Consider the following 24463-nt stretch of genomic DNA (forward strand, 5'->3'; position numbering starts at 1 on the left):
CCTAGCCTAGAAGCTTCCAGGCTCATTTGCGTTCGGTGAGAGGCTTCACATGGATCCGTTTTGCACTCGGAGGTCATTCCTGCTTATTATTCTACTCGTCGCCGAACGACAAGTTCGTGGACAAGGCCCCCATCGTCTAGAGGCCTAGGACACCGCCCTTTCACGGCGGCGACACGGGTTCAAATCCCGTTGGGGGTACGATCCGTGTCAGCCCTGCTGGGACGGGTTCAACAAGTGAATAAGGTAGACTTTTCAGGTCTCACTTTTTCGAGGCCCCGTAGCGCAGTTGGTTAGCGCGCCGCCCTGTCACGGCGGAGGTCGCGGGTTCAAGTCCCGTCGGGGTCGCTGACCCACCTTTTGGTGGGGTTTTGGCTCTGTAGCTCAGTTGGTAGAGCGTTCGACTGAAAATCGAAAGGTCACCGGATCGACGCCGGTCGGAGCCACCGCTGCTTCAGCTCGCGAGATTTACGCGAGTTTCTTTCTGATAATCAAGCGCCATTTCACGTCAGTCTTCATCGTCTTGCGCTTCCTCGTCGTCAATGATTTCTTCACGAGGTCCCTCAACTCTGAGCATGGAACGCAAACTTTCGACGGAAGTCAGTTGCTGTGCGAGCTCCACATCGTGTTGATGAACGAATCCCTGCTCCGCCCCTTCGATCAGTCGCTGGCGTTCGTCTTCGACAAATTCCTGCACCTCTGCAATATCAACACCTGAAGCTTTCTCCAGCGCTTCTTCAATGATGATCAGCAGTCTCAGCAGTTCGAATGTGACATCCGGGCTGTGGGAACAGAACCTTCGGATGGGAACGACAAAATCTTTCAAGAAATCTCGCACAGTCGGGGTCGGCACAGATGCAACGGGCTGCCCCTTATCGTTCAGATTCACCTCATGATTCGGAGGTGAGACAACCAGGCCTCGCAGCACCGGTGTTGCTCTGGTGATCACGTGTCGTCCAGTTGACGGATCGTTGGTTCCAGGGGACAAAGCTCGCACGGCGATGTCTGCCAACTGGTGAAAAGACAGGCGCAAATCCTGATCGGACACGCGTTCAGCTTCAACAGACACCGCTGAGTCGGCCAGTTTGCGAAGCTCGTCACCACTGAGCTCACTGTCTAAGGAGTCAGCAGCAGATGTTCCACGTCGTTCGGCCCACGCCCACGCGTAGGTATGTCCGGCACTGACTGCATCGCCGGGTGCGACGGTGAACACGACGCGCTGTCCGTGTTTGCGAGCCCACCTTGCCGCCGCTTCCACATCAATGGAACGCACATATCCCGAGAAGTGCCCACGAACGTCATGCGCGTGCGGTGGGATCTCGGGGATCTGGCAGGCGACGTCCCATTTCTCTCGGTGCGCATCCAGGAGACGTTCGGCACGCGTGGCTACCTGCTCGATGATTGCGTCGACCCGTACCATTCGCACCACCGCGCTGACATACCAGACGAAGGTCGCGATAGCCAGAAATACCAGCAGCATTGCGATCGCCATTGCGAGCTGCGGAGGGGTCTCGCGCGACTCGGCTGATACCGAGCGTTGCAGAACAACTACGTAAACGAATACGCCGATGAATACGCCAAAGATTCCCTTCACAGCCCGGGACTGGATGTAGTCACGCAGCAGCTGGTGCGAAAACTGACCAGAAGCCACCTGCAACACGATCAGTGTCATGGAAACCGTGGTCGTCAGCACCGTCAGCATGGAGGAGGCGATGAAGCCCAACAGAGAGGATGCTGCCGAAATATCTCCGGGCCAGAAGATTCGAGAAATGAGCCATTGAGTGGGCCATGAGATCGGTGCCAGGACTCCCGCCGCTATCGTGGCAAGGAGGGCGGCTACGAGCGGGGGCACCCACAGCTGATTCGATACCAGATACTTGATGCGGCGAAAAAAGGTCATAGCGCAATAGTAGTTAGAGACCGGATTGCGCCGACTTACATTGACCGAGCTTCGCTCAGACCACTCTGGAGGACGGCACATGAGCGAATAACTGCATGCTCGATATCCTGATGACGTCGAGTAACAGCTGCAACGTCAACACACAGCGTAGGCGATCACGTTGCCACAGATAGTACTGCGGCGGCACAGCCCCGGCACAACGCCGTGAGCCATACCGCCGCAGCAAACAATTCCCACGTCCACAGTTCAGTGAGCCAGACTTCCACTGCCAAGTGGACCTAGACTGCTCATGGACAAATCGTTACTGCTCCACGCGGAACAGATCCATCACGTCCGGATTATCCTCAAGCCACGCCTGAGTATCCCCGACCAGGTTCTTGCCTTCTTTCTCGTTCAGGACATAGTTTTCCAGCGAGTACAGCTGTTCGTCCGTCAACGTCAGGTCACGGATCATATCCGCGATTTCGGGGAACTCGTCGGAGAATCCGTCACGGGAGAAGGAGTGAACCTCCTCTGCACCGCCCAGCGCCTCATTCGGGTCCTCAAGATCACGGATGTCGAACGCGTCGTATGCCCAGTGAGGCGACCACAAGGTGACGACAATATCGTCTCCGGAATCCATTGCCCCCTTAAGGGCACCGAGCATGGTGGCGGTCGAAGAAATCTTGAAGTCCATTCCCTCTAGGCCGTACTGTGGGATGACCTCATCCTCAGTGACCTGAGTCAGGCCGGCACCGGCATCAATTCCGATGATCTCATTGTTGAAGACATCAGCATTGTCAGCCAGCTCCTCAAGTGACTGGATCGGAGCATCTGAGTTGACCGCGATGGTGAGCTTGGCGTTGTCGTACCACACGCCCATGTCTTCAATTCGGTCACCATACTTTTCGACATAGTCGGCGTGTGTGATTGGCAGCCAGCCATCCATCAGCAGATCGAAATCGCCCTCGGCCAGCCCCGTGAAGATGACGCCGACTTCCGCGTCCTGCAGCTCGACGTTATAGCCCTGTTCTTCGAGGGCGACCTTAGCGAGGTTCGACATGACGATTCCTTCATCCCAGCCGGACGGAACGCCGATGCGGATGGTGTCACGTGCCGTCGCCGATGAGCCACCGGCAACGGTACCAACGATTGTCCACCCGAATGCGAGGACGAGGGAGGCGATCAGCGCTATCGGCTTCACCAGACGATCAGTCAGGCTTCTGGGCGCCGCATCTGACTGTGCGTGCCGCCCGCTACGCGACCCCGTGACCCTGTCAAGGAACATGGCTAGAATGACGACCGACAGGCCTGCTTCAGCGCCGAGAGACATGTTCACTCGGTTCAGCGCGGTCACCACGTCAGCACCGAGGCCGCCCGCACCGACCATGCCGGCGATGACCACCATGGACAGTGACAACATGATGACCTGGTTGATGCCACCCATGATCGTTTGCTTAGCCAGGGGCAGTTGTACCTGGAACAGCACACGTCGTGGAGTCGCGCCAAAGGCGTAGGCCGACTCGACAACTTCCTTGTCGACCTGTTTGATGCCTAGTTCTGTGAAGCGGACTGCCGGCGCGATTGCAAACAGGATCGTCGCCACGATCGCTGGCACGACGCCCACCGAGAAGAGAACCACGAAAGGAATCAGGTACACGAACGCAGGCATTGTCTGCAGGAAGTCCAAGATGGGTCGCAGCGTATAGGAGGCCCGTTTCGATCGAGCCGCCCAAATACCCAGTGGAATGCCGATCAGAACGGCGATCGCTGATGCCAACAGCACCAGTGACAGCGATTGCATGGCATTGGTCCATTGATCAATACCCCACACAATGCTGAAGCCAATGAAAGTGCCAAGGGCCAGCTTCCAGCCTTTGGCCCACCATCCGAGCAGCGTGAAGACCAGGAGCCAGACCCAGAACGGCGGGGTGAGCAGAATCGTCTGGAGAAGTTCGTTAATCGACTGGAAGATCCACGAAACAACGCTGAAGAATGCACTCCAGTTCGCGATCATCCAATCAACGGCGTCAGCAACCCAGCGTCCAAGCGGGATGCGGATCGATTCGAAAAATTCCACCATCAGTGTTTACCTCCCTGCTCGCTTGCAGGTACAGCATGGGCCGCATCAGCCATTTCAGTTGCCTGAGTGGCTTGTCCCGTCCGGTTTGCATCACTGGTGATGGGCACGCTCGTGTCTTCTTTTCCAGCGCCCTGTCCTAGTGCGCGCAGCAGCGCGACACGTGAAATGACGCCAAGCAGCTGGCCGTCATCTGCCACCACGGGTACGGGTATGGGTCGCGTGGCGGACGGCATGATGATGTCCGACAGAGACGTGTCCGGCGAGATTCCAGGGTGCGTGGGGTGCACGAGGTCGCTGATAGTTCGCAGCTGCGGATCATGGGCGAGGGCCGCTGCAATTTCATCGGCTTCCACGTATCCATGCAGATGGCGGTCCCCTGAGGAAATCACCCAGCCGCCCTGCAGATCCACTTCTTCGAGCTTGTGCAGCACGACGCGTGGACCGTCGTCAAGGTAGATGCGTGCAACCGGTTTGTTCATAATGGCCGACGCGGTGATCACGCGCGAGCGGTCCACGTCGCGCACGAAGCGCGCCACGTATTCGTTGGCTGGTTGCGTCAGAATCTCTTCAGCTGTGCCGACTTGGACGATTTCACCGTCACGCATCACGGCGATGCGGCTGCCCAGCAGCATGGCTTCGTTCAGGTCGTGAGTAATAAAGACGATGGTGCGCTGAGAACGTGCCTGAATTTCAAGAAGAAGTTCTTGCATATCACGGCGAATCAGCGGATCGAGGGCGGAGAAGGCCTCGTCCATGAGCAGGATGTCGCCGGGAGCGCACAGCGCGCGAGCCAGGCCCACTCGCTGCTGCATGCCGCCTGACAGTTCAGACGGATAGAAGTGTTCGCGGCCCTCCAGACCAGCGATCTTCAGCTCTTCCATAGCTTTTTCTTCGCGTTCCTGCTTGCCTACTCCGGCGATTTCAAGCGGGTAGGCAGCATTCTCCAGCACTGTGCGGTGCGGCAGCAGTGCGAAGTGCTGGAAGACCATGGACATGGATTCGCGGCGCACATCTCGAAGTTCTGCCGGTTTCAGTTTCGTGATGTCAGTGCCTTTGACTTTGACACTTCCCGCAGTGGCGGGTCCAAGGCCGTTTAGGGTTCTTAACAGTGTTGATTTTCCAGAACCGGATAGTCCCATGACGACGAAGATTTCGCCTTCTTCAATGTTCAGGGACACATTATTCACTGCGACAGTTGCATGTGTGATGGATGACGGATCTGCACCATTTCGTAGTTTGTCAACTACCTGCTGCTTATCTCGTCCGAATATCTTATAAACATGATCACATTCGAGGATACTCATAGTTCCCTTCGAGTAAGAGCCAGCTGCTCGAATACTGCTCGCACAGACGTGTCGGGGCTTCAGCCAGCTGATGGGCATTCAGTTTCCAGGCGCTAATGACCACCACCTTCCATTTCGTCAGGTACACAGATCCTTTCGAATATTTCAAAGAAATGTGCCTGCTTCAAACGCAAAACTGTCGCCACATACGCAGACGAATCGGACGGGTTCTCACGATCCAGGCGGCATGAAAGAGAACAAATTCGCTGCTCCTGGGCGGTAAACTCCTAGGAGCGCAGTCCTGCCACACGGCGCTTCAGTGACTGATATTCACCTCCTCAAATGTGACAGATGCAACAGATTCCGATTCGAAAAGACACGATGTACTTTATCCTCATTGTGCTGATCAAACACGGTCCGTGTCCTTCGTGGGCAAACCGCCTCACACGCTAGGACCAGTCGTTGAACGGCTCCTGACGCATCCTGTTACGCCACGTAAACACTTCGAAATCACGCCTTCTGCTCACTCGCGATAGTCTGACAGCGTGGCTCACCATTCGATTGAGGATTACTTCCCCGACGGCAACATCCCTAACCTGCGGATCAAGAACACGCCCGTGCCTCCGGCTGAAGATGCGCGACCCGATCCCACGGATGTGTCGGCCGCCCTCGAACCTGTTGTCGAGCTGCTCGACGGTAAGCTCATCGCGGTGATCACCGGTGCGGGAATTTCCACGGACTCCGGCCTGCCGGATTACCGATCCCCCGGCGCAGTTGACCGACACCCCATGACACTGCAGCAGTTCATGTCTGACGAGTCGTACCGCCGTCATTACTGGGCGCGCAACCATTCCGGCTGGCTCGCGCCTCTGCGCGCACAACCCAACGCCGGCCACCTCGCCCTGGCGCAGATGGAACGTGACAGGATCATCGACGGCGTCATTACGCAAAACGTCGACATGCTGCACGCCCGAGCCGGCACCCACTCACTGGTCAACCTGCATGGCCGCTTTGACCGCGTCATGTGCACCAGTTGCCACAGAATTTTTCCGAGGGCGGCCCTGCACAAGCGCCTCGTTGAGCTCAACCCCACGTGGCAGATCAGCATTGACGAGGGGGACGTCGCGCCCGATGCCGATCTGGATGTGGGCGACACAAGTGGTTTCGTCATCGCCAACTGCCCGGCGTGCGGCGGCATTTTGCGAACTGACGTTGTTTTCTTCGGCGGCACCGTCCGTCCACATATTGTCCGCGCGGCGCGCACCCTGGTTGAGAAAGCTGATGCGCTGCTGGTGGCAGGCTCATCCCTTGCCGTAGGCTCAGCGATGCGTTTCGTGCGCCAGGCTCATCACGAGGACAAGCCCATCGCGATTATCAATCGCGGCGCGACGCGGGGGGATCGTTTCGCACAGGTGAGGGTCAACATAGGGACGTCAACGGCGCTGCCGTATCTGGCTGAACGGCTCCACGCTTCTGCCGCCCCGCGCCAGGCGCGGCCTGTTTTTTCGCGATGAGGGCACCCCGGCCAACAACACAGGCGGCGTTTGCCTTCATCAAGCTCTTCAAGAGTGCGTCGGATGCGTCGCTGGCGCGTAGCTTCCTGCTTCGCACTGGTGACCCAGCAGATAAATTCGTTGCGCGCAAGGGTGGTGATGTCACGCCACGCGGTTTCAGCCGTAGCGAGAATTTTGCGACCCTTTCGGGGCACAATAGGTCTATGTCTGATTCGCGCGGCTTTCGGAAGCGGTGGTGGCGGCCCTGTTCGTGGTTCCGCCATTCATCAGTGGATCAGTCCGCAACCGACGATACCGCGTCCGAGTCGTCGACGCTGGAGCTTGAGCCGGACGGGTCATCGAACACTGAAATAGACGAGTCAGTTACCCCTTCGGGCAAAGATGGCGACTCGCCCAGCCACCCTCGTCAATCTGACGATGCGGATAATGAAGCGGGCGGCGACGGTGGTGAGCTGTCTGCGGCCGATCGCAGCACCCACAATCATATGAGCGAGTTGCCTGAGGAAAGCCGGCGCGTCCTTGAGAAAGCGCAGGAAGTCTTCTCGCAGCTGCCAGGGCCTATCGCACCTGAACGCTGACGCAGCAACCGCTCTGGCTGCCGGCGCCTGGCCTAGCTCTCGGTCGCGGATCGCCGCCTGCACACGAGCTGTCTCCCGGCCGCAGAGGACTCCCGCACAAGGCTTAGATCTCGCTTAAAACCCGCCGCCCGCGCACGACCTACCTCCCGTTGCGCGCATGGAGGAAATCCGGTCGGATTTTACTGTCCACTGCACCAAAAAGCTCCAAATCTGCAACACTTGGGTTTATACACTTCTAACAGGCGAGTTAGAAGGCCGAAATCACTGACGGCGCGAAGGAGAATCATCCATGTCGACGAACCGCTTCCGCTCGAACTCGAGCGCGCAGCCGGTCACTTCGACGTCCGATACGACTCGGACGTCCTATACAGCAACCGACGCGAATGCATCACGAAAATCAGGGCCGACCATCGGTGAGCTCTTTGCCACCCTGTCCGCTCAGCTCACTACGTTGGTGCGTGGTGAGATTGAACTGACGAAGACGAAGGCAACCGCATTCCTGGGAAAGATCGGCATGGGTGGCGGCCTGCTCGCTGGAGCAGCCGTTTTCGCACTGTTCATGCTGGGCTGGATTTTCCACACGATCGAGCTCGGCATTGCACAAGCTCTGCCTCATTGGGCGGCATCGCTGATCGTTGTCGGAATTCTCCTCATCATCGTGTTGATTCTGGCGCTGGTTGGTGTCTCCGCCCTGAAGAAGGCAAAGGAAGACACGCCTGCTCCTCAGGAAGGCCTGAAAGATGACGTCGATGCGCTGAAGAAGGGATTGGGTAAATGAGCCAGTCAGAACCCCGCAAAGCTGAAGGTCGTTCTCCCGAGGAGATTGAGCGCGAACTGGAGCGCACCCGCGCACAGATGAGCGTCACCGTTGACGAACTGGTGAAAACCATCAGCCCGTCCAACCAGGCTCGCCTCGCGAAAGAAGCTGCACAGGAGAAGGCCAAGGATTACCAGGCCAAAGCACAGTTACTGGTCGACGATGCCCGTGCGGGTGATTCAGACGCCATCATGAAAGTTGCGGCGGCAGCGGTGGGCGTGAGCGCCCTCGTGGGCCTCGTGATCTTCAGGATCGTCAAACGCTGAATCGCCACGTCATCCTCGTGTAGAGGTTCTCGGCCCGCAGGCGACACGATGTCTCATGTCACACGAATAGGTGACATGGCTTTGAACACGCTATGATGTGGACACGACAGAATTTTGACCAACATAGGACACCGCTTTACGCGGATCCGCACACCGTGGAGGGGGTCGACGCCATGGGGCGCGGCCGTCAGAAGGCCAAGCAGACGAAAGTCGCACGTAAGCTGAAGTATTTCAGTCCCGATACTGATCTGGAAGCCCTCCAGAGAGAGCTGGCTGCCGAGCGTAAGGGAGCCGATCCAGATGACCCATACGCAAAATACATCGACGATGACGATCAGCAGGATGATTCCTATGAGGATCTGTACGAAGACCGTTACGCCGACATGTTCGCGGATGAGGATGACGAGGACGACGACTACGGCGCATACGAAAGCGACCAGAGTTCACGCTGAGTGACGTCCACTGTGACGTACGTTGTTTCACACGATTGACGAGGGCGGCGCGCTACGCACCGTCCTCGTTTTATGTTTGCGCGCGACGCGGCGCCCGGAGTCCGCGGATTGACGGCACATTTCCCTTGGATCTAACTGAGCTGTGTGCACAGCCCCTAGATCTAAGCCACCGGCGTGCACAGCCCCTGGATCTAAGCCACCGGCGTGCACGAACCCCTAGATCTAAGCCACCGGCGTGCACGAACCCCTAGTTCTAACCCGTTCGCGCGCACAATCCCCTAGATCTTCCGATTTGCGTGCACAACCCCCTAGATTTAACCGAAGTTCATTTCTCGCGTTTTACATATGCGCAGGTCAGGAGCCAGATGTACTGCCGCGCGCATCCGCAGGTGGGGTTTATCTAGGGGATCGTGCACAAATCACTTTAGATCTAGGGGATTGTGCGAGAAAACTGTTTAGATCTAGGGGGTTGTGCATAGGGTGCAGCGAACGCGGGGCCTGGTGTGCGACAACCGGTGGACGACAGCCTGCACGCGGCGCAGCGAACGCGGCGCAGCGAATGCGGCGCACTCCACCATAGCCGCTGGCATCACCCTGCTACCGAAGCCGCTCAGCTCACGCGATAACTGCCGGATAGCGCCACGGCCCCGGCATCGACTCCCTTGGCACCGCAGATCAGTCGCGGCTGGGACGTGCTCAAGGCGGCTCCCGTTGTGGCATGGCCCCCTGCAGCAGTGCGTTCTACGGAAGAGCCTTCAGCAGCAGTGCGTTCTGCAGCAGTGCGTTCTGCAGCGGAACCCTCTGAGGCGATGACCTCGCCCAGCACCCACGCCTCTATCCCAGCGTCGGCAGCGAGCGACATGCACTGGTCAGCAGTGGACTGCCCGACTACAGCGACCATGCCAACACCCAGGTTCAGTGAATCCTCCAGAGCTTCCCATGTCACGTCACCGTTGCGGCGCACCCACTCAAACACGGCAGGCACAGTCCATGAACCACGATCCACAGTCGCGCACAAACCGCTGGGAATGACTCGAGACAAGTTGGCTCCCAATCCCCCGCCGGTGACGTGGCTCAGGGCGTGCAGGCCACCCTCGTCAACGCCAAGAGAATCCAGCATGTCGAGGCACACACGGGTGTACAGACGTGTGGGTTCAAGCAGTTCCTCCCCCACTGTTCGACCGAAGTCGGCGCACTGCGATTCCAGAGAGGTTCCGGAGATGTCCAGAACGCGTCGCACCAGCGAATAACCGTTGGAATGCAGGCCAGATGATGCCAGAGCGATCACGGCGTCACCCTCGCGCACGCGGTCAGGGCCGATCATCTTGTCCGCGTCCACTACGCCGGTTGCAGCACCGGCGATGTCGTAATCGTCCGGATCCATCACTCCGGGATGCTCAGCGGTTTCGCCGCCCACCAGCGGGCAATCGACTTGTTCGCACGCCTGGGCGATACCGCGCACGATCGCCGCGATCTTTTCCGGCACAACCTTGCCGCACGCGATGTAATCAGTCATGAGCAACGGCCGCGCACCCACAACAACGATGTCATCAACGACCATGCCTACCAGGTCTTGGCCGATGGTGTCGTGAATATTCAGCGCCTGCGCCAACGCAATCTTCGTGCCCACACCGTCAGTAGAGGTGGCCAGCAGCGGGCGCGTCATTCCGAGTAGAGCGCTCGCATCGACCATGCCGGCGAACCCGCCGGTTGCTCCTACAACGGTGGAGTTATGCGTGCGGCTGATGGCGTTCTTCATCAGTTCCACCGCGCGGTCACCGGCCGCAGTGTCCACGCCTGCTGCCGCGTAATCAAGATGCTCGCTCACAAGATCCTCCGAGTTGTAGCTGTGTGACTAGACCGTTGCGCCCGGCGTGCCGGGGATGGGTGTGCCGCGTGTGACAGGTTCGGGGTACGCGCCGGTGAAACACCCTACGCACAGGTTATCGCCTTGCCCGGTTGCGCGGACCATGCCGGGAAGTGAGAGGTAGGCCAGCGAATCAGCACCAATGGAACGACAGATTTCGTCCACATCCATCGACGAGGCAATCAGTTCCGCCCTCGTCGGAAAATCAATGCCGAAGAAGCAGGGCCACAGCACTGGCGGCGAGGAGATACGCACATGAACTTCCAGCGCGCCTGCTTCGCGCAGCATACGCACCAACGCGCGCTGAGTGTTCCCGCGCACGATCGAATCGTCGATGACGATGAGTCGTTTGCCGGCGATAACTTCCTTGAGCGGGTTGAGCTTGAGTCGGATACCCAGCTGACGCAGCGACTGCGTGGGCTGGATAAACGTGCGGCCCACATAGGAGTTCTTCACAAGTCCCTGCGCAAAAGGGATGCCTGATTCTTCGGCGTACCCGATCGCAGCGGGTGTTCCCGATTCGGGTGTCGGCATGACCAAGTCAGCCTCGGCCGGATTCTCCTTAGCCAGGATTGCTCCCATTTGCCGACGAGCCGCCACGATCTGACGATCCCCGATCACCGTGTCGGGGCGCGCAAGGTAGACGTATTCAAAGACGCATGTTGCGCTGGCGGCCTGCGCAAACGTGTAGGAACGCACTCCAGAAGAGTCAATGACCACCAGTTCGCCCGGCTTGATTTCTCGCACGAACGAGGCGCCCACCAGATCCAGTGCAGACGTTTCCGAGGCGAGCACCCATCCGCGCGACAGGCGTCCCAGCACGAGTGGGCGGTATCCGTGCGGATCACGCGCACCATACATGGCGTGCTCGTCCATGAACACCAGTGAGAATGCGCCGCGCAGCAGTGGCAGAACCTTGAGCGCGGAGGGCACCAGTGAACCGTGGTCCTCATCGTCGCCGGCTTCCCTGGCCTGGCGTATCGCCTCTGACAGGGCGCCCGGATCGATTTCTCCGGATGCGCGGCGTGCGGCCTGGAATGCGGCTTCAGAAGGGCGGCCGGGCTGCGCGTTGTCTGCTCCTGCGGGCGCGGTATCGGCTTGTGCGGTGGGCGTGGTGGGCTCGGAGTCGAGCACGGTCCGCGCGGCAGGCTTGGCAGAGGCTGGTGCGGTAGTGGGTGCAGCGGACGTGGCTGCGTCGCCCTCGTCCACATCTTCGACAGCCCCTTCTTCGCCGCGCCACGGGGCGGGCAACCGGTCAGCTTTACCCAGCAGGTCAGTAATGATCGAGGTGTCAGTGGTCGAATTTCGGTCTGCCCGGCGTTCGCCATGACTGATTTTATCGACGAGGGTGCTCAGCGCAGCCGTGTTGATCAGGTTGCCGTTATGTCCTAGCGCGACTGTGCCCCACGGTGTCGGGCCGAGCGTGGGCTGGGCGTTGTGCCAGTTGTCTGCACCGGTGGTGGCGTAACGGACATGTCCGAGGGCGATGTGTCCACGCAGACCTGTCAGGGTTTGCTCGTTGAACACTTGGTTGACCAGGCCCTGATCCTTGTACACGAGGATGTTGTTACCGTCAGAGGCGGCAATACCCGCCGACTGCTGGCCACGATGCTGCAGCGCGTACAGGCCAAAATATGTCAGGCGTGAAACATCTTCGCCTGGCGCCCACACGCCGAAAACGCCGCAATGGTCGTGTGGATGATCGTCAGTGTCGTCAGGAAGCGACATGCTCATAGTCACGCCTCTACTGTGTCATATCCACTGGTCGCAGAGCCAATCTTCAGACCATGAGATTGCACCCTTTTTAGGACTGTCGGAGCGTGGCTGAAGTTGGCGGGACGCCATCCCATTCTCAGAGCAGGCCGAGGAAGCTCGACAGGAAACGATCAGGGCGCGTCAATCATCGACGAGGAGGACATGTCATCGGTCAGATCATCGACCAGAAGATGCTCTGAATCCCAATTCCCCGTGAGATAGGTCGCTCGACCCACGAGGTGCGACGACACGGGCGCGGTAATGACCTGCAGGACGAGGACTGCGACGGCGAGCACTGCCCAGCGCCAGTTATGTAATTCGACCGCCATGCCAACGCAGATGAACATCAGTCCGAGCAGCTGAGGTTTTGATGCCGCATGCATGCGCGTGAACAGATCCGGCATGTTGATCAGGCCGATCGCTGCAATCAATGTAAAGGCCACGCCGATAAAGACCAGGATGGCGCCGATCCATTCCATCACCATCAGTGTTCCTCCTGCGTGCCGTGTTCGGGGTCATGCACCAGTTCCAGGTCGTGCGCTGCGTCAACGGCTCCCGTCTGGCGGGCATCGTGCACGCTGCGCTGAGCATCCTCAGTTTCTTCACGCTGAGCTTCTTCAGCCTGCCGCTCACGTTCAGCTACCTGCTCCTGGGCCTCTTCCTCACTCAGGATGCGCTGCTGGCTGCGGTCGATACGTGTGGCGAAGCGTGAGACCACGACGCCGGACATGAATGCGGTCAGCGCCAGAATGATGAGCAGGACGCTCAGGTCGTAGCGATGCCACCACACGATCATCACGGCGATCATCCCGATTCCCGCGGCCGTCAACACGTCGAATGCGACGGTTCGGTCCAGCAGACCGGGGCCTTTGGCAATGCGGATCGTGGCGAGTACTGCCGCGAGCACGGTCATAAGTCCTGTCAGGGCATGCAGGAGGTCAAGCGCTGAAAAGTCGCCGATCATTGATCCTCCTCACCGCGCGCGCCAGGTTCACCGGCAGTGTCCGAGGGATAAGCATCACCGGGCTCTTCGGCATTGCCCGAGGCATGGGCATCGCCAGGTTCACCGGCAGTGTCCGAGGCAAAAGCATCACCCAAGCCTTGACCCTCCCCAGACTTCGTCGTCTCTGTTACGTCCAGCCCACGCTCTTCTTCCGGCACGACCTTTGTCAGATCCACCATGCCGGAAATGTCTCCCTGCGTGGCATCGCGCAAAGCCTTCGCGTGATCAACAGTGTCTCGAACATCGTCGCCGTGATTCCTCTGCGTCCCTTCGCCGGATGCGGGTTCCTCATGATGGTCCTCGCCGGTGGGCGTCACCTCACGCAGCGGCGGCTGAGCCTGAGTCGTCTCAACTGTGTCTTCGACGGGAACGCACCTCTCCGAGGCAGTCGGAGATTTCTTGCTCCACGACCAAATCGGCTTCACCGGCAGGTCAATCCCCCACTGCTCCAGGTGCTCGCTGGCTGCAATGGCACGCAGCATGCGTGCTTCCTGAGCGCGAATCGACTCTTTGACCCCGTCGATACCGCCCTGAGCCGGAACGTCAAGCACATGCAGGTACAGCCCGGCTGAAAGCCTGTCCACGCGCAGCACGACGGTCCCTGGCACCAGTGACGTCATTGCCGACTGAATCGTCAGGTGTACCGGGTTCGATGATCGCAGATCGACTCGCACGATCGCATTGTCCACGCGCTTATTGAGCAGCACGACTTTTGACACCTGCAGCCCGGCCACGATGACATCGCGCGTGAAGGTCAGCAGCACCCACAGCACGTACAGCGGACGGATATGCCACAGGCGAGTGATGTGCGGCAGTGGGAACGCCACCTGGACGGCGAGGGCGACCAGCACACCTGAAATAATCGTCAACCAGTCAAAATGTCCAAAGATCAGGCACCATATGATCGTCAGCCACAGCGTCATCGCGATGGAGAGGCGCTTACCCAGAGGGGTGTGGCGTCGTGACACGTGCGGTTCCGGCCCGGCCGGGTTCGACGAGGTTAGTGAGGCTGTCATGATCGCCTCCCATCCTGCGATGTACCAACCTGCCCACGCGTTTCGCCACTTTGGTTACCGGCATCTGACTGGCCGCTTTGACCCGATTGTGCATCGCGCCCGGACTGGGCCGAATCCGACTGAGAATCGTGATCCGACTGAGGCGCGTCGCCCTCGCCCTCACTTTGCTGATCTTCAATGGGTGAAGCCGTGGGGTCAGGTGAGGGAACGACCGGCGTGGTGCCGCCCGATTCCGTATCTGACGTGCCGCTACCGCGCCCGTCTCCTCCCAGAACGGCGTTGATGTAGGGCGTGCGTGTCAGCTGGTCGCGCGCGCCTTCTTCCACATAATTCCAGATCGGTCCGGACAGTGCGGCCATCGCGATCTGCACGCCGACAAGGACGGCCACGGTTGCCGACATCAGTCGTGAGGTTCCTCCAGACTTCGCTTCCGCTTCAGTCAGCGCGGATCGAGCCACTTCCTGAGAGTGCTGGAGGGAGCTGCGCATAGTGCGCTGGGCTCGGTCAAACTGGCGTGACAGGCGCGACGAGCTATTCGATGACATACCCGGAATGGGCAGAGAGGAAGCCAATGCGAGCGGCGCATCATCTTCTGTTTGCCAAAATGCCTGGTGCCACCATTTGATGACGACGTACAGCGTGAGGAACGAGGTGATGATGCCGCCTGCCAGCAGTGCCCATGCGCTGAACGTGCCCGCTTCGACAGATGCCTGCGCCAGGGCGAACTTCCCGATGAAACCGGTCAGGGGCGGAACACCCACCAGGTTGACACCGGCGATGAAGAACATGATCGACACGATGGGGGCGCTCCTGGCAAAACCGGACAGTTTGGCCAGCGATGTCGTTCCCGCTCGCCGTTCGATAAGACCAGCAATCAGGAACAGTGCCGTTTGCACCAGAATGTGGTGGGCTGCGTAGTAAATGACTGCCGCGACACCCACGCGCGAGGAGATCGCCAGGCCCCACACCATGAAGCCGATGTGCGAGACCAGCGTGAAGGACAGCAGACGTTTAATGTCATCCTGGGCAACAGCCCCCAGGATGCCGCCGATCATGGTCGCAATGCCGATGACCGTCAGTATCGGGGCGAAGCGATCACCGGGGAAAAGCAGGACTTCAAGCCTGATCAGCGCGTACACGCCTACCTTCGTCATCAAGCCGGCGAACACTGCCGTCACGGGCGCCGGTGCCGTCGGGTAGGAGTCAGGAAGCCAGGCCTGCAGTGGGAACAACGCTGCCTTGATGCCGAAGGCCACCAGCAGCAGCATGTGGATCATCGTGGCCACGTTCTGATCAATCTCCGGTAGGCGCAGCGCCAGTTGCGCCATGTTGACCGTGCCGGTGGCAGCGTAGGTCAATGCGATGCCGGCCAGGAAAATCGACGATGACAGCAGGGAGACGACCACGTACACAGCACCCGCACGCACTCGCCCTCGCGTGCCGCCCAACATGATCAGGACGAACGAGGCGGCCAGCAGGATCTCAAAACCCACGAACAGGTTGAACAGGTCACCGGTCAAAAATGCGTTAGCCACGCCTGCTGACAGAACCAGGAACGTCGGGAAGTAGATGGCGATCGGCATGTTCGGCTCGTCATCAGCCAGATTCTGAGCCAGGGAATAGACCAGAACGGCCAGCGTCACGATCTGAGAGACCACCAGGAACGCGCCGGAAACCCGGTCAACGACCAGCGTGATGCCGATGGGAGCGGCCCACGATCCCACGTCGAGGACGACGCGACCGGTGTGCGCCGCACCTGCCAGGACGACCGATGAAACGGTGGTCAGTGACAGTGCGACCAGGGCGATGAGCTGTTGGATCTTCGGGTGCCGTGACAGCGCCAGCGCCAGTCCTGCGCTCAGCAGGGGCAGTGCCACGGGAATGGGAACGAGCCAGTCCAGGGAGGTCATAGTCGGGCCTCCTCTGCGTCGTCAGCGCCATCAACGCCGTTAGCGTCGTCAGTGCCGTCCGCGTCATCCTCGTCAGATTGGGAATCCTCATCGTAGTTAATGTCTTCGTCCTCATCACCGGAGGAGGCCACATCCTGAGCCTCGGTAATTTCAGCTTCGGTGCGGCGCGCCAGCAGGCGGTCTTCCACGTCATCGACCACTTCATCGTGTCCGAGCAGTCGCCAGGAGCGGTACGCCAATGCCAGGCCGAAAGCAGTGGTGCCCAACGAGAGCACGATGGAGGTGAGGATCATAGCCTGCGGCAGTGGATCAGCCATTGCCGTCGGGTCTTCACTGCCCAGCAGGGGTGGGCGTCCGGCTGCTCCACCGCCGGACAAAATCAAGACATTCACGCCGTGTGTGATCAGGCTCAGGCCGATGAAGATACGTGACAGGGTGCGCTCAAGCAGCAAGTACACGCCCGTGGCCACCAAAACTCCGGCAATCACCAGCATCGTCAGGGAAGCAACGCTCATCAGTGTTTCCTCCCTGTCTTTTGCTGTGAAATCGGGGTCGGAGCCTGCTGATCGATTTCAGCACCGGCCGAGGCCACCAGGTCCAGCACCAGGCCGACCACCAGGATGTACACGCCGACATCCAGGATCATGGCGGTGGTGAAGTGAATGTCGCCCAGCACGCCGACGTCAATGGTCAGCGGCGTGGATTGGAGCACCGAGTTGCCATACAGCAATGGCATCAGCGCACCGCCGGCAGCCACGAACAGGCCCGTGCCCAGGACGCGGCCCGCTGGAATCGGGATCGCTTCAGCCAACTCATAGCGCCCACCTGCCAGGTAGCGCAGGACAAACGCCAGGCCTGCGACCACACCGCCAGAGAAGCCACCACCCGGATTGTTGTGACCGATCAGCAGCAGCCACAACGACACGACAATCATGGTCGGGAACAGCAGGCGGGTCACTACTTCCAGAACAGTTGAGCGATCCTGGGAACGCAGGGCGGTTGCTGCAGGCAGGAAAGAGGTGGACTCCCTCGTCAAGTCACGCGGGGCACGCTCCACCCGTCCGACACGTGAGGACACGTAGATCAGCGAGGCGACACCTGTTGCCGTGACCAGCAGGACTGACAGCTCACCAACCGTGTCCCAAGCGCGGATATCCACCAGGATCACGTTGACGATGTTCTCGCCGTAGCCGAATTCGGAGGCCTCGTTAGGCATCAGCTCCGACACTGCGGAGTGGACGCGCGCAGACGAGGCATACAGCCCAACAAACACAGTGCCGATCCCCATGAGCAGGGCGACGATGAAACGCCACCAGCGTGAACGTGCCAGCGGCCTGTCGGAGAAGAAGCGTGGGAGGCGGCGCAGCACGAGCACGAAAATCACCATCGACACCGATTCAACAACGATCTGCGTCAATGCCAGGTCAGGTGCGCCCTGCGATGCATACAGCACCGCCACACCTAGGCCCACGCCACCGAGCGCGAAGACGGCACGCATGCGTCGCCTGGAGCGGGCGGTGAGCAGAGCACAGATGATGATGATAATACCGATGCCGACCTGCAGTATGGAGTCCCACGGACGGATGACGTAGGTGCTGGGTCGGAAGATCAACACCGCAGAGCCCACACCGATCAGCATTGTCACGACGATTGTCGACAGGTCCCAGGGCAGCGAACCGCGCTGGATAAGTCGGGTGACGCGTGTTGCGATGATTTCCAGTTCACGCACCGACCAGGAGTAGATGTAAATGGCGGACAGCGGGGAGCGTGGCTTGGGTGAGATCAGCCCACTCGAATATCCAAACGCTGCCAGCAGCGCGCCACCTGCGAAAATGGCGAGTGTGATCAGTGCCGGTTCCCAGCCCGACCACCAGGCCACGTGTGCCGAGCCGTCCAGGTCGTACACCCCGTGTAGTCTGAGCACGTCTTCCAGCCCGGTCGGCGCCAGCCCGATCAGTGCGCCGAGGGAAAGCAGGCAAATCGGGATCAGCATCAACAACGGGACGGGCTTGACGCGCACCAGCTGACCGTTCGCATCAACCTCAGGGGCTGATTTCTGGGTCACAGCAGCTGATCCTTCGGTGTTTTTCTTCTGCTCGGTCGGGGTCAGTGTGCGCGTCCCGAATGCGCCCCACCATGCGCGCCATGAGTATGCGACAGTCAGCATCGATCCGATTGCGATCACGGCAAGAACAATGAGGTCAAATAGGGTTGGCCCCGAGTATGCGGCCTGCGCCCCCGTCCACGGCGCTCCTGAACCTCCCAAAAGGGTGGAGATCATGGATTCTTTGCCGACATATCCCACTGTGATGGGAACACCCGCCATTGACAGGCATGCCAGCGCGGCAGCTACGGCAAGCACGGGAAGGCGTCGCGCCAGACCGGTCAGACGGCGAAGATCGCGCGTGCCGGTCGAGGATTCAACCGCACCGACTGTCAGGAACAGCGTGGATTTGAAGCACGAGTGTGCGACCAGCATGATCAGTCCTGCCACCATTGCGCCGTGACTGCCGAACCCGACTGTCGCTGTGATCAGCCCCAGTTGCGAGACGGTACCGAATGCCAACACGAGTTTGAGGTCTGTTTGACGCAGTGCGCGCCACCCGCCCAGAACCATCGTGATCAGTCCAATAGTCACGATCAGCGGGGACCATAAAGCGATGTGGGTTGCACCGGGTGTCAGGCGGGCAACCAGGTACACACCTGCTTTGACCATTGCCGCCGCGTGCAGGTATGCGGACACAGGTGTGGGTGCAGCCATCGCGCCGGGCAGCCAGAAGTGAGCAGGGAAGAGCGCGCTCTTTGTGAATGCGCCGAGCAGGACGAGGACAGCCGCGGTCGCCACAAGCGGCGATCCGGCATCCATCGTGCCGTCGGCCAGGTTCGCGGCCAGCTCGGACAGGCGGAAGGAGCCACCGGGAGCCAGGCCCCACATGACGAAGCCTGCGAACATGGCCAGTGAGCCTGATGTGGTGATCAGCAGTGCCTGCCGGGCTGCAGCTCGTGCGGGCCGGCGGTCAAAGTGGTGTCCGATCAGCAGGAATGACAAAAGCGATGTGGCTTCCCAGAAGGTGTATAGGCCCATCGTGTGATCAACGGTGACCACGCCGAGCATGGCTCCGGCAAAGCCGACAAAGACTGCTGCGAATCGCCCGCTTCCAACCGCTGAGTGCCCAAAATACCGTGACGAGTACAGCAGGACGAGGGCGCCCACGCCCCCCACGATCATCGTCATCAGCCACGACAGCATGTCCATGCGGAACCAGATGTCCAGATCCAGTCCCGGAACCCACATCACGTGTTCAGCTGGAATCGTGTCAGCATTGCCCGACAACACCTGGGAGGTATGGACCAGTGCCCACACGAATGCTGATCCTGGCACCAGGGCCAACAACATGAACGCAGTGCGATGCAATCGCCCGACAAGCCACGGCGCTACAATTGCCGCGCATATATGCGCGGCAAGCAGCGTAATCATTCAGGACCTCCGCAGCGGTCGTCGTTCTCAGCGGGCAGATGGGCGCCGTGCGCGGGGCAAGCACACAGGTACGTCCCGCATTTACGAACGGTCACTTCTAGGATAATGCACCTGCTGATAATCTGCGTGCCCTGTCCAAAAGGCCTCAGCCACGGGCAGAGCTGATCGGTCGCATGCGCGAGGGGCTCTGCGTGAGAGGATAATGAGACACATCAGGATCAACAGACCGATCATTCCAGGAGGAAAAAACTCACATGGCCTCTCCCGTCATCGTCACGGTTTCATGGGTTTTCGCCTGGCTGGTCACTCTGATTGCCCTGGTGTCGCTAGGCCGAGGCATCGCCCATCTGGTTCGCCAGTTCTCACAGGGCCAGCCGGATCACACGAGGATGCGTCCTGTCGGGAAACGCCTGTGGACGATGCTCTCCACGATCATCACGCACCGCGAGTTCACACACAAACCAGTCGTGAAAGTCGCGCACTGGTTTGTCATGGTCTCCTTCCCCCTGCTTTTCCTGACCTTGATCAGTGGTTATGCGCATCTGCGCGACCCTCGCTGGTCGCTGCCGCTGATCGGCACGTGGGCGCCGTGGCAATGGCTCGTCGATATTTTTGCATGGGCCGGGTTGCTGGCGATCATCGTGTTAATGGTGATCCGTTACCGCACCGGACACCGCCCCGAGCCGCTACCGGCCGACGCCACCTTGCGTAAGCGCACGTCCCGTTTCTTCGGTTCGACCCGCTGGCAGGCCCTCTTCGTTGAATGGGTCATTGTCATCGTGTGCGGGTGCGTGGTGGTGTTGCGCGGATTGGAGGCCGCCCTCGTCGTTGCTGATGGAGGCGATGCGTCGTGGTGGCACTATCCGCTGACCGGTTGGATTGGATCGCTGGTATCCTCGGCGGCTCCTTCCACGCTCGCCACGGTAATCGTGCTGGTCAGTCTGCTGAAGATTCTCGTGTCGATGCTGTGGATGATCGTAATCGGCGTGCAGACGTCAATGGGTGTGGCATGGCACCGCTTCCTCGCCATCATCAACCTGTATGCGCGGCGCAACGCCGACGGCGCGAAGTCACTGGGGCCGGCAGCACCGATGCTCGTTGATGGCGAGCCGCTCACTGACCTGGACCGCCTCGACGACCTGCCTGATGACGTGCCGCTCGGCGTGGGAACCGCGCTGGACCTGACGTGGAAGCAGCGTCTGGACCTGTATTCGTGTACCGAATGCGGCCGCTGCCAGGAATTGTGTCCGGCGTGGAACACGGAAAAACCGCTGTCGCCTAAGCTGCTCGTCCTGGCGTTGCGCGACCATGTGGAATCTGTTTCCCGCGTGGAACTGACCGACATGGACGTACCTGAGGAGATTGACCCGGGTGAGGACAAGACCCTGATCGAAAAGGGCGTCCTTCCCTCCCCGCACACCAGCGACGTCCTGCATGCCTTGTCGTCCTCCGGTGCGACCGGTCCGCTTGGGGTACGCGACACCGACGGGCCGCTCGTTCCCGACGTCATTGACGAGGGTGTCCTGTGGGACTGCACGATGTGTGGTGCGTGTGTGGATCAATGCCCGGTCGATATTGAACACGTTGACGACATCTTGAATCTGCGACGCCACCAGGTGTTGATGGAGTCTGCATTCCCGCGCGACCTGGCGCGTCCGTTCCGCGGGATGGAAAAGAAGGGGAATCCGTATAACCAGTCGGCTCGCAAGCGTCTGGAGTGGGCGAAGAACCTGGACTTCGAGGTACCGGTGATCGGAGAGGATATTGAGTCTGCCGATGACGTGGAGTACGTGCTGTGGGTCGGATGCGCGGGTGCGTACGATGATCGTGCGAAAAAGACCACTGCCGCGCTGGCGGAATTGCTGCACACCGCTGGCGTGACGTTCGGGGTGCTTGGATCGGCTGAGTCGTGTACTGGGGATCCGGCGCGTCGTGCCGGCAATGAAATCTTGTTCCAGATGCTGGCAAGCGCCGCCATTGACACGTTGAACGAGGCTCACGCGAGGAAAATCGTTGTGACGTGTGCTCACTGCTTCAACACGATTGCCGGAGAGTTCCCGCAGCTGGGCGGCACTTTCGAAGTAATCCACCATACGCAGTTGCTGAACCGTCTGGTGCGCGAGAACAGGCTCACTCCCCTGCCGCCCGCACCCGGTGAGCGCCACCAGACGATTACGTATCACGATCCCTGCTTCCTGGGCAGGCACAACCGTCTCTTTGAGGCACCGCGGGAGCTGCTGGGATCGCTGCCGAGTGTGGACATGGTGGAGATGCCGCGCAATCGCGAGCGCGCACTGTGCTGTGGTGCAGGTGGCGCGCGGGCGTGGATGGAGGAAACACGTGGCACGCGCATTGCGGATAACCGCATGGATGAGGCGCGTGAAACCGGAGCACACGTCGTGGCAACTGCGTGCCCCTACTGCTCGCAGATGCTGGGATCGGCGCACGGTGAGAATATGCCTGAAGTCAAGGACGTTGCCGTGTTGCTGCTCGAGGGCGTCCACCGTCACCGCGATGCAGCCGGAGACGACGGCACCATCACCTAGTACCAGTGGAACAGGTCTGCAGATGTGTTAGTCGCCCTGGTCGCTCATGGCGACCAGGAAGTCATCCTCGTCAACCACGAAGCCACCCACTGCGGAGACGATCAATCCGGCGGCGCGCTCAATGTCGCGTGCGGAACGTGCCCGCTCAAGCCTGGCTGTCCGGGTGAGCATATTCGTCGGCGCATGCACTTTCAGATCCGCATGGTTCAACCAGTGCAGCCTGTAGCAGATCACCGACTGTGATTCCCATATTTCCCAGCGCAGGACTCGAGGAATGTCGCGCGTGACGGTGACTTCACAGGAAAACTCAGACCGGTTACCAGCCGGCGCGACCAGGCAGTAACCGTCAAGCACCTGGTCGCGGGTTGCCGCCTCGGCTCGGTCGCGTTTGAGTCTCTGAGCGATGTCTTCTCTCAATGCCGGCGTTGAGCTCTGGATCGCGCGCGCAGCTTCAACTTCACGCTGTGTCAGGCGGCGCTGCTGCCTGACACCCAATTCCCGCGAGTCAACCACCGTTGGGAAATCCCTGTGCAGCAGCTCCATCAGTTCATCGGGGTCCAGCCAGCGCCTCGAATACAGGGTCAGCCCCACTGCCGAATCCGGGTCAGGCTGAATGACATCACCGGACGTGTCGGTCGCGATGCGCAGCGCACCACCCAGGCGTCGAGCCATGCGATACAGGACCAGCAAGACTTTGTACTCCAGTCCTATCGGCATGCCGTCTGGGAATGCGCGCGCCCACCTGTCACGCTCTTTCATGTCCTCATCTGGAGCTTTCCCACGTGACGCGGGACAATTCAGGATCCACGCACGCGTCAGGTCCGCGCCCGATCCAAGCTCGGCGCGAGTCGCCGCATCCACGCTCCACGGGCCATTGAGCCGCGCGGACTGGCACAGCGTCAGGTTTCCTGCCCCGGCCCATCCGGCGTCATCCCACACAGAAATTGCCAGCGCTTCGAGTTCTTCGGGGTCGACCTCCGGGCTGAGCAACAGCACGTGGTGCTCACGCGCACTGTCCACGTCGAGTGGGTGCGGGTCCTCCAGGCGTGTCAGCGGCGCACTGATCGGTGCTCCCGAGTCATCGCGGGCCGCGCGGCCCCCCTCGTCAATGCGGAACGAATCCGTCAAAACGTTCAGGCCGCTCAGCGCCGTCAATGACGTGTCAGCCAGAAGGCTGGGTGCCTCGCGCTGCGCGGCCCGTTCACTTTCGGTCGCGTCGGCAGCCTCCCCCTGCTGCTCTGCACGCTTTTCAACACGGCGGTCCGCCTGGGCGAAGCGGTCATGAATTGAAATGCGCGTGGGTCGGCCAGGCGCAGTGTTGTGCGACGAGGGTGCCTCTGCGCCACTGCCAGGTGATGACGTGTCAGTCATCAGCCCCACGCTCGATTCTGGTGCGGGTAAAGCGCACATGCGTGCGGGACGGAGTCGGCCCGCGTTGGCCCTGATAGTGGGAGCCGGCCGCGGCTGAACCATACGGGTTCTTCGCGGGCGACGACAGATCAAAGAAACACAACTGTCCGACCTTCATGCCGGGGTGCAGCAGAATCGGCATCGTCGCCGTGTTCGACAGCTCCAAGGTCACATGGCCACAAAATCCGGGGTCAATGAACCCTGCAGTCGAGTGCGTCAGCAATCCGAGCCGGCCCAGCGACGACTTGCCTTCCAGGCGCGCGGCGATGTCATCAGCCAGGGTGACCTGCTCGTAGGTGGCTCCCAACACAAACTCGCCGGGATGCAGCACGAACGGGTCGTCCGGTCCCACATCAATCAGATGTGTCAGGTCTGACTGGTCGGCCGCCGGATCGATCACCGAATAGCGGTGGTTGTTGAACAGGCGGAAGAGCCGGTCGAGGCGTACGTCGATACTGGCGGGCTGAATCATCGAGCGGTCGAGCGGGTCGAGATTAATCCGCCCCGAATCCAGGCTGGCAGCAATGTCACGGTCACTCAGGAGCATGTGTTGATTGTCCCACGTCGGCGCCCCAGCTCCAACTGAACGACAACTTGCCCGTAGGCTGT

19 protein-coding genes, 3 tRNA genes and 1 pseudogene are annotated in these 24463 nt (G+C 60.2%); 9 read left to right on the forward strand and 14 right to left on the reverse strand.

The window, feature by feature from the left end; translation table 11 throughout:
• Positions 1-125: 125 nt before the first annotated feature.
• The 3 genes from BLT69_RS09085 (at position 126) to BLT69_RS09095 (ending at position 443) form a co-directional block, all read left to right on the forward strand.
• Positions 126-198, forward strand: a tRNA-Glu gene (locus BLT69_RS09085).
• A 73-nt stretch (positions 199-271) separates the two neighbouring features.
• Positions 272-345, forward strand: a tRNA-Asp gene (locus BLT69_RS09090).
• 25 nt (positions 346-370) lie between these two features.
• A tRNA-Phe gene (locus BLT69_RS09095) sits at positions 371-443 on the forward strand.
• Between the two features lie 62 nt (positions 444-505).
• On the opposite strand, the gene BLT69_RS09100 is transcribed toward BLT69_RS09095, so the two are convergent.
• The 3 genes from BLT69_RS09100 to BLT69_RS09110 all read right to left on the reverse strand — a co-directional run bounded on the left by BLT69_RS09100 (position 506) and on the right by BLT69_RS09110 (position 5263).
• Positions 506-1897, reverse strand: a complete 1392-nt coding sequence (locus tag BLT69_RS09100; protein WP_157886395.1) for a DUF2254 domain-containing protein — start codon at positions 1895-1897, stop codon at positions 506-508.
• A 301-nt stretch (positions 1898-2198) separates the two neighbouring features.
• On the reverse strand, positions 2199-3959 hold the full coding sequence (locus tag BLT69_RS09105; RefSeq protein ID WP_092648857.1) for an ABC transporter permease/substrate binding protein: 1761 nt from the start codon (positions 3957-3959) through the stop codon (positions 2199-2201).
• Positions 3959-5263, reverse strand: a complete 1305-nt coding sequence (locus BLT69_RS09110) for a quaternary amine ABC transporter ATP-binding protein (RefSeq protein ID WP_092648858.1) — start codon at positions 5261-5263, stop codon at positions 3959-3961. Before BLT69_RS09110 ends, BLT69_RS09105 begins: the two co-directional genes overlap by 1 nt.
• Before the next feature lie 524 nt (positions 5264-5787).
• Between BLT69_RS09110 and BLT69_RS09115 the strand changes: the two genes are divergently transcribed.
• On the forward strand, positions 5788-6756 hold the full coding sequence (locus BLT69_RS09115) for a Sir2 family NAD-dependent protein deacetylase (RefSeq protein ID WP_092648859.1): 969 nt from the start codon (positions 5788-5790) through the stop codon (positions 6754-6756).
• Positions 6757-6800: 44 nt separating this feature from the next.
• On the opposite strand, the pseudogene BLT69_RS11270 reads toward BLT69_RS09115, so the two are convergent.
• Positions 6801-7019: pseudogene (locus BLT69_RS11270) on the reverse strand (YdeI/OmpD-associated family protein); the annotation flags it as partial.
• On the opposite strand from BLT69_RS11270, the gene BLT69_RS09125 reads away from it, so the two are divergent.
• From BLT69_RS09125 to BLT69_RS09140, 4 genes are all read left to right on the forward strand, one after another.
• Positions 6960-7334 carry a hypothetical protein gene (locus BLT69_RS09125; RefSeq protein ID WP_162272381.1) on the forward strand — a complete coding sequence of 125 codons (375 nt, stop codon included), beginning with the start codon at positions 6960-6962 and terminating at the stop codon, positions 7332-7334. The pseudogene BLT69_RS11270 and the gene BLT69_RS09125 sit on opposite strands and share 60 nt — an antisense overlap.
• 289 nt (positions 7335-7623) lie before the next feature.
• On the forward strand, positions 7624-8112 hold the full coding sequence (locus BLT69_RS09130) for a phage holin family protein (RefSeq protein ID WP_092648861.1): 489 nt from the start codon (positions 7624-7626) through the stop codon (positions 8110-8112).
• Entirely contained in the window at positions 8109-8417 is a 309-nt protein-coding gene (locus tag BLT69_RS09135; protein ID WP_058237341.1) for a DUF3618 domain-containing protein, read from the forward strand. Before BLT69_RS09130 ends, BLT69_RS09135 begins: the two co-directional genes overlap by 4 nt.
• A gap of 173 nt (positions 8418-8590) precedes the next feature.
• Positions 8591-8869: a DUF3073 domain-containing protein gene (locus BLT69_RS09140; RefSeq protein WP_058237904.1), complete on the forward strand. Its 279-nt coding sequence runs from the start codon at positions 8591-8593 to the stop codon at positions 8867-8869.
• A gap of 610 nt (positions 8870-9479) precedes the next feature.
• On the opposite strand, the gene purM is transcribed toward BLT69_RS09140, so the two are convergent.
• The 8 genes from purM to BLT69_RS09180 form a co-directional block, all read right to left on the reverse strand.
• A complete protein-coding gene (purM, locus tag BLT69_RS09145; RefSeq protein ID WP_371935808.1) occupies positions 9480-10628 on the reverse strand; it encodes a phosphoribosylformylglycinamidine cyclo-ligase in 1149 nt (382 codons plus the stop codon).
• 96 nt (positions 10629-10724) lie between these two features.
• Complete coding sequence (purF, locus tag BLT69_RS09150; RefSeq protein ID WP_092648863.1) at positions 10725-12470, reverse strand: amidophosphoribosyltransferase; 1746 nt, start codon at positions 12468-12470, stop codon at positions 10725-10727.
• Positions 12471-12622: 152 nt separating this feature from the next.
• Positions 12623-12976, reverse strand: coding sequence for a monovalent cation/H(+) antiporter subunit G (mnhG, locus tag BLT69_RS09155; protein ID WP_058237344.1), 354 nt, complete (start codon positions 12974-12976; stop codon positions 12623-12625).
• Positions 12976-13455 carry an MrpF/PhaF family protein gene (locus BLT69_RS09160; protein ID WP_070727812.1) on the reverse strand — a complete coding sequence of 160 codons (480 nt, stop codon included), beginning with the start codon at positions 13453-13455 and terminating at the stop codon, positions 12976-12978. The genes mnhG and BLT69_RS09160 overlap by 1 nt, the downstream gene beginning before the upstream one ends.
• Positions 13452-14510, reverse strand: a complete 1059-nt coding sequence (locus tag BLT69_RS09165; protein WP_058237346.1) for a Na+/H+ antiporter subunit E — start codon at positions 14508-14510, stop codon at positions 13452-13454. The genes BLT69_RS09160 and BLT69_RS09165 overlap by 4 nt, the downstream gene beginning before the upstream one ends.
• On the reverse strand, positions 14507-16420 hold the full coding sequence (locus BLT69_RS09170) for a Na+/H+ antiporter subunit D (RefSeq protein ID WP_092648864.1): 1914 nt from the start codon (positions 16418-16420) through the stop codon (positions 14507-14509). The genes BLT69_RS09165 and BLT69_RS09170 overlap by 4 nt, the downstream gene beginning before the upstream one ends.
• Positions 16417-16935 carry a Na(+)/H(+) antiporter subunit C gene (locus BLT69_RS09175; protein ID WP_092648865.1) on the reverse strand — a complete coding sequence of 173 codons (519 nt, stop codon included), beginning with the start codon at positions 16933-16935 and terminating at the stop codon, positions 16417-16419. Before BLT69_RS09175 ends, BLT69_RS09170 begins: the two co-directional genes overlap by 4 nt.
• Entirely contained in the window at positions 16935-19898 is a 2964-nt protein-coding gene (locus tag BLT69_RS09180) for a Na+/H+ antiporter subunit A (protein ID WP_092648866.1), read from the reverse strand. Before BLT69_RS09180 ends, BLT69_RS09175 begins: the two co-directional genes overlap by 1 nt.
• 254 nt (positions 19899-20152) lie before the next feature.
• Here BLT69_RS09180 and BLT69_RS09185 point away from each other — a divergent pair, with 254 nt between their 5' ends.
• Positions 20153-22444, forward strand: a complete 2292-nt coding sequence (locus BLT69_RS09185; protein ID WP_092648867.1) for a (Fe-S)-binding protein — start codon at positions 20153-20155, stop codon at positions 22442-22444.
• A 27-nt stretch (positions 22445-22471) separates the two neighbouring features.
• Here BLT69_RS09185 and BLT69_RS09190 read toward each other — a convergent pair whose 3' ends face one another.
• Both BLT69_RS09190 and dcd read right to left on the reverse strand, forming a co-directional pair.
• Positions 22472-23815, reverse strand: a complete 1344-nt coding sequence (locus tag BLT69_RS09190; protein WP_092648868.1) for a hypothetical protein — start codon at positions 23813-23815, stop codon at positions 22472-22474.
• The gene (gene dcd / locus BLT69_RS09195) at positions 23808-24401 is read right to left on the reverse strand and encodes a dCTP deaminase (RefSeq protein ID WP_058237351.1); all 594 of its coding nucleotides are present in this window, start codon (positions 24399-24401) and stop codon (positions 23808-23810) included. Before dcd ends, BLT69_RS09190 begins: the two co-directional genes overlap by 8 nt.
• Positions 24402-24463: the final 62 nt, after the last annotated feature.

Origin of the sequence: Schaalia radingae, assembly GCF_900106055.1 — a bacterium.
Lineage (GTDB): Bacteria > Actinomycetota > Actinomycetes > Actinomycetales > Actinomycetaceae > Pauljensenia > Pauljensenia radingae_A.

Coding starts and splice junctions, on each gene's coding strand:
- purF (WP_092648863.1), bottom strand. CDS start 12,470: ATGAGCATGTCGCTTCCTGACGACACTGACGATCATCCACACGACCAT.
- purM (WP_371935808.1), bottom strand. CDS start 10,628: ATGAAGAACGCCATCAGCCGCACGCATAACTCCACCGTTGTAGGAGCA.
- BLT69_RS09185 (WP_092648867.1), top strand. CDS start 20,153: ATGGCCTCTCCCGTCATCGTCACGGTTTCATGGGTTTTCGCCTGGCTG.
- BLT69_RS09170 (WP_092648864.1), bottom strand. CDS start 16,420: ATGACCTCCCTGGACTGGCTCGTTCCCATTCCCGTGGCACTGCCCCTG.
- BLT69_RS09110 (WP_092648858.1), bottom strand. CDS start 5,263: ATGAGTATCCTCGAATGTGATCATGTTTATAAGATATTCGGACGAGAT.
- BLT69_RS09180 (WP_092648866.1), bottom strand. CDS start 19,898: ATGATTACGCTGCTTGCCGCGCATATATGCGCGGCAATTGTAGCGCCG.
- BLT69_RS09190 (WP_092648868.1), bottom strand. CDS start 23,815: ATGACTGACACGTCATCACCTGGCAGTGGCGCAGAGGCACCCTCGTCG.
- BLT69_RS09165 (WP_058237346.1), bottom strand. CDS start 14,510: ATGACAGCCTCACTAACCTCGTCGAACCCGGCCGGGCCGGAACCGCAC.
- BLT69_RS09125 (WP_162272381.1), top strand. CDS start 6,960: ATGTCTGATTCGCGCGGCTTTCGGAAGCGGTGGTGGCGGCCCTGTTCG.
- BLT69_RS09175 (WP_092648865.1), bottom strand. CDS start 16,935: ATGAGCGTTGCTTCCCTGACGATGCTGGTGATTGCCGGAGTTTTGGTG.
- BLT69_RS09100 (WP_157886395.1), bottom strand. CDS start 1,897: ATGACCTTTTTTCGCCGCATCAAGTATCTGGTATCGAATCAGCTGTGG.
- BLT69_RS09140 (WP_058237904.1), top strand. CDS start 8,591: ATGGGGCGCGGCCGTCAGAAGGCCAAGCAGACGAAAGTCGCACGTAAG.
- dcd (WP_058237351.1), bottom strand. CDS start 24,401: ATGCTCCTGAGTGACCGTGACATTGCTGCCAGCCTGGATTCGGGGCGG.
- mnhG (WP_058237344.1), bottom strand. CDS start 12,976: ATGGTGATGGAATGGATCGGCGCCATCCTGGTCTTTATCGGCGTGGCC.
- BLT69_RS09130 (WP_092648861.1), top strand. CDS start 7,624: ATGTCGACGAACCGCTTCCGCTCGAACTCGAGCGCGCAGCCGGTCACT.
- BLT69_RS09135 (WP_058237341.1), top strand. CDS start 8,109: ATGAGCCAGTCAGAACCCCGCAAAGCTGAAGGTCGTTCTCCCGAGGAG.
- BLT69_RS09160 (WP_070727812.1), bottom strand. CDS start 13,455: ATGATCGGCGACTTTTCAGCGCTTGACCTCCTGCATGCCCTGACAGGA.
- BLT69_RS09105 (WP_092648857.1), bottom strand. CDS start 3,959: ATGGTGGAATTTTTCGAATCGATCCGCATCCCGCTTGGACGCTGGGTT.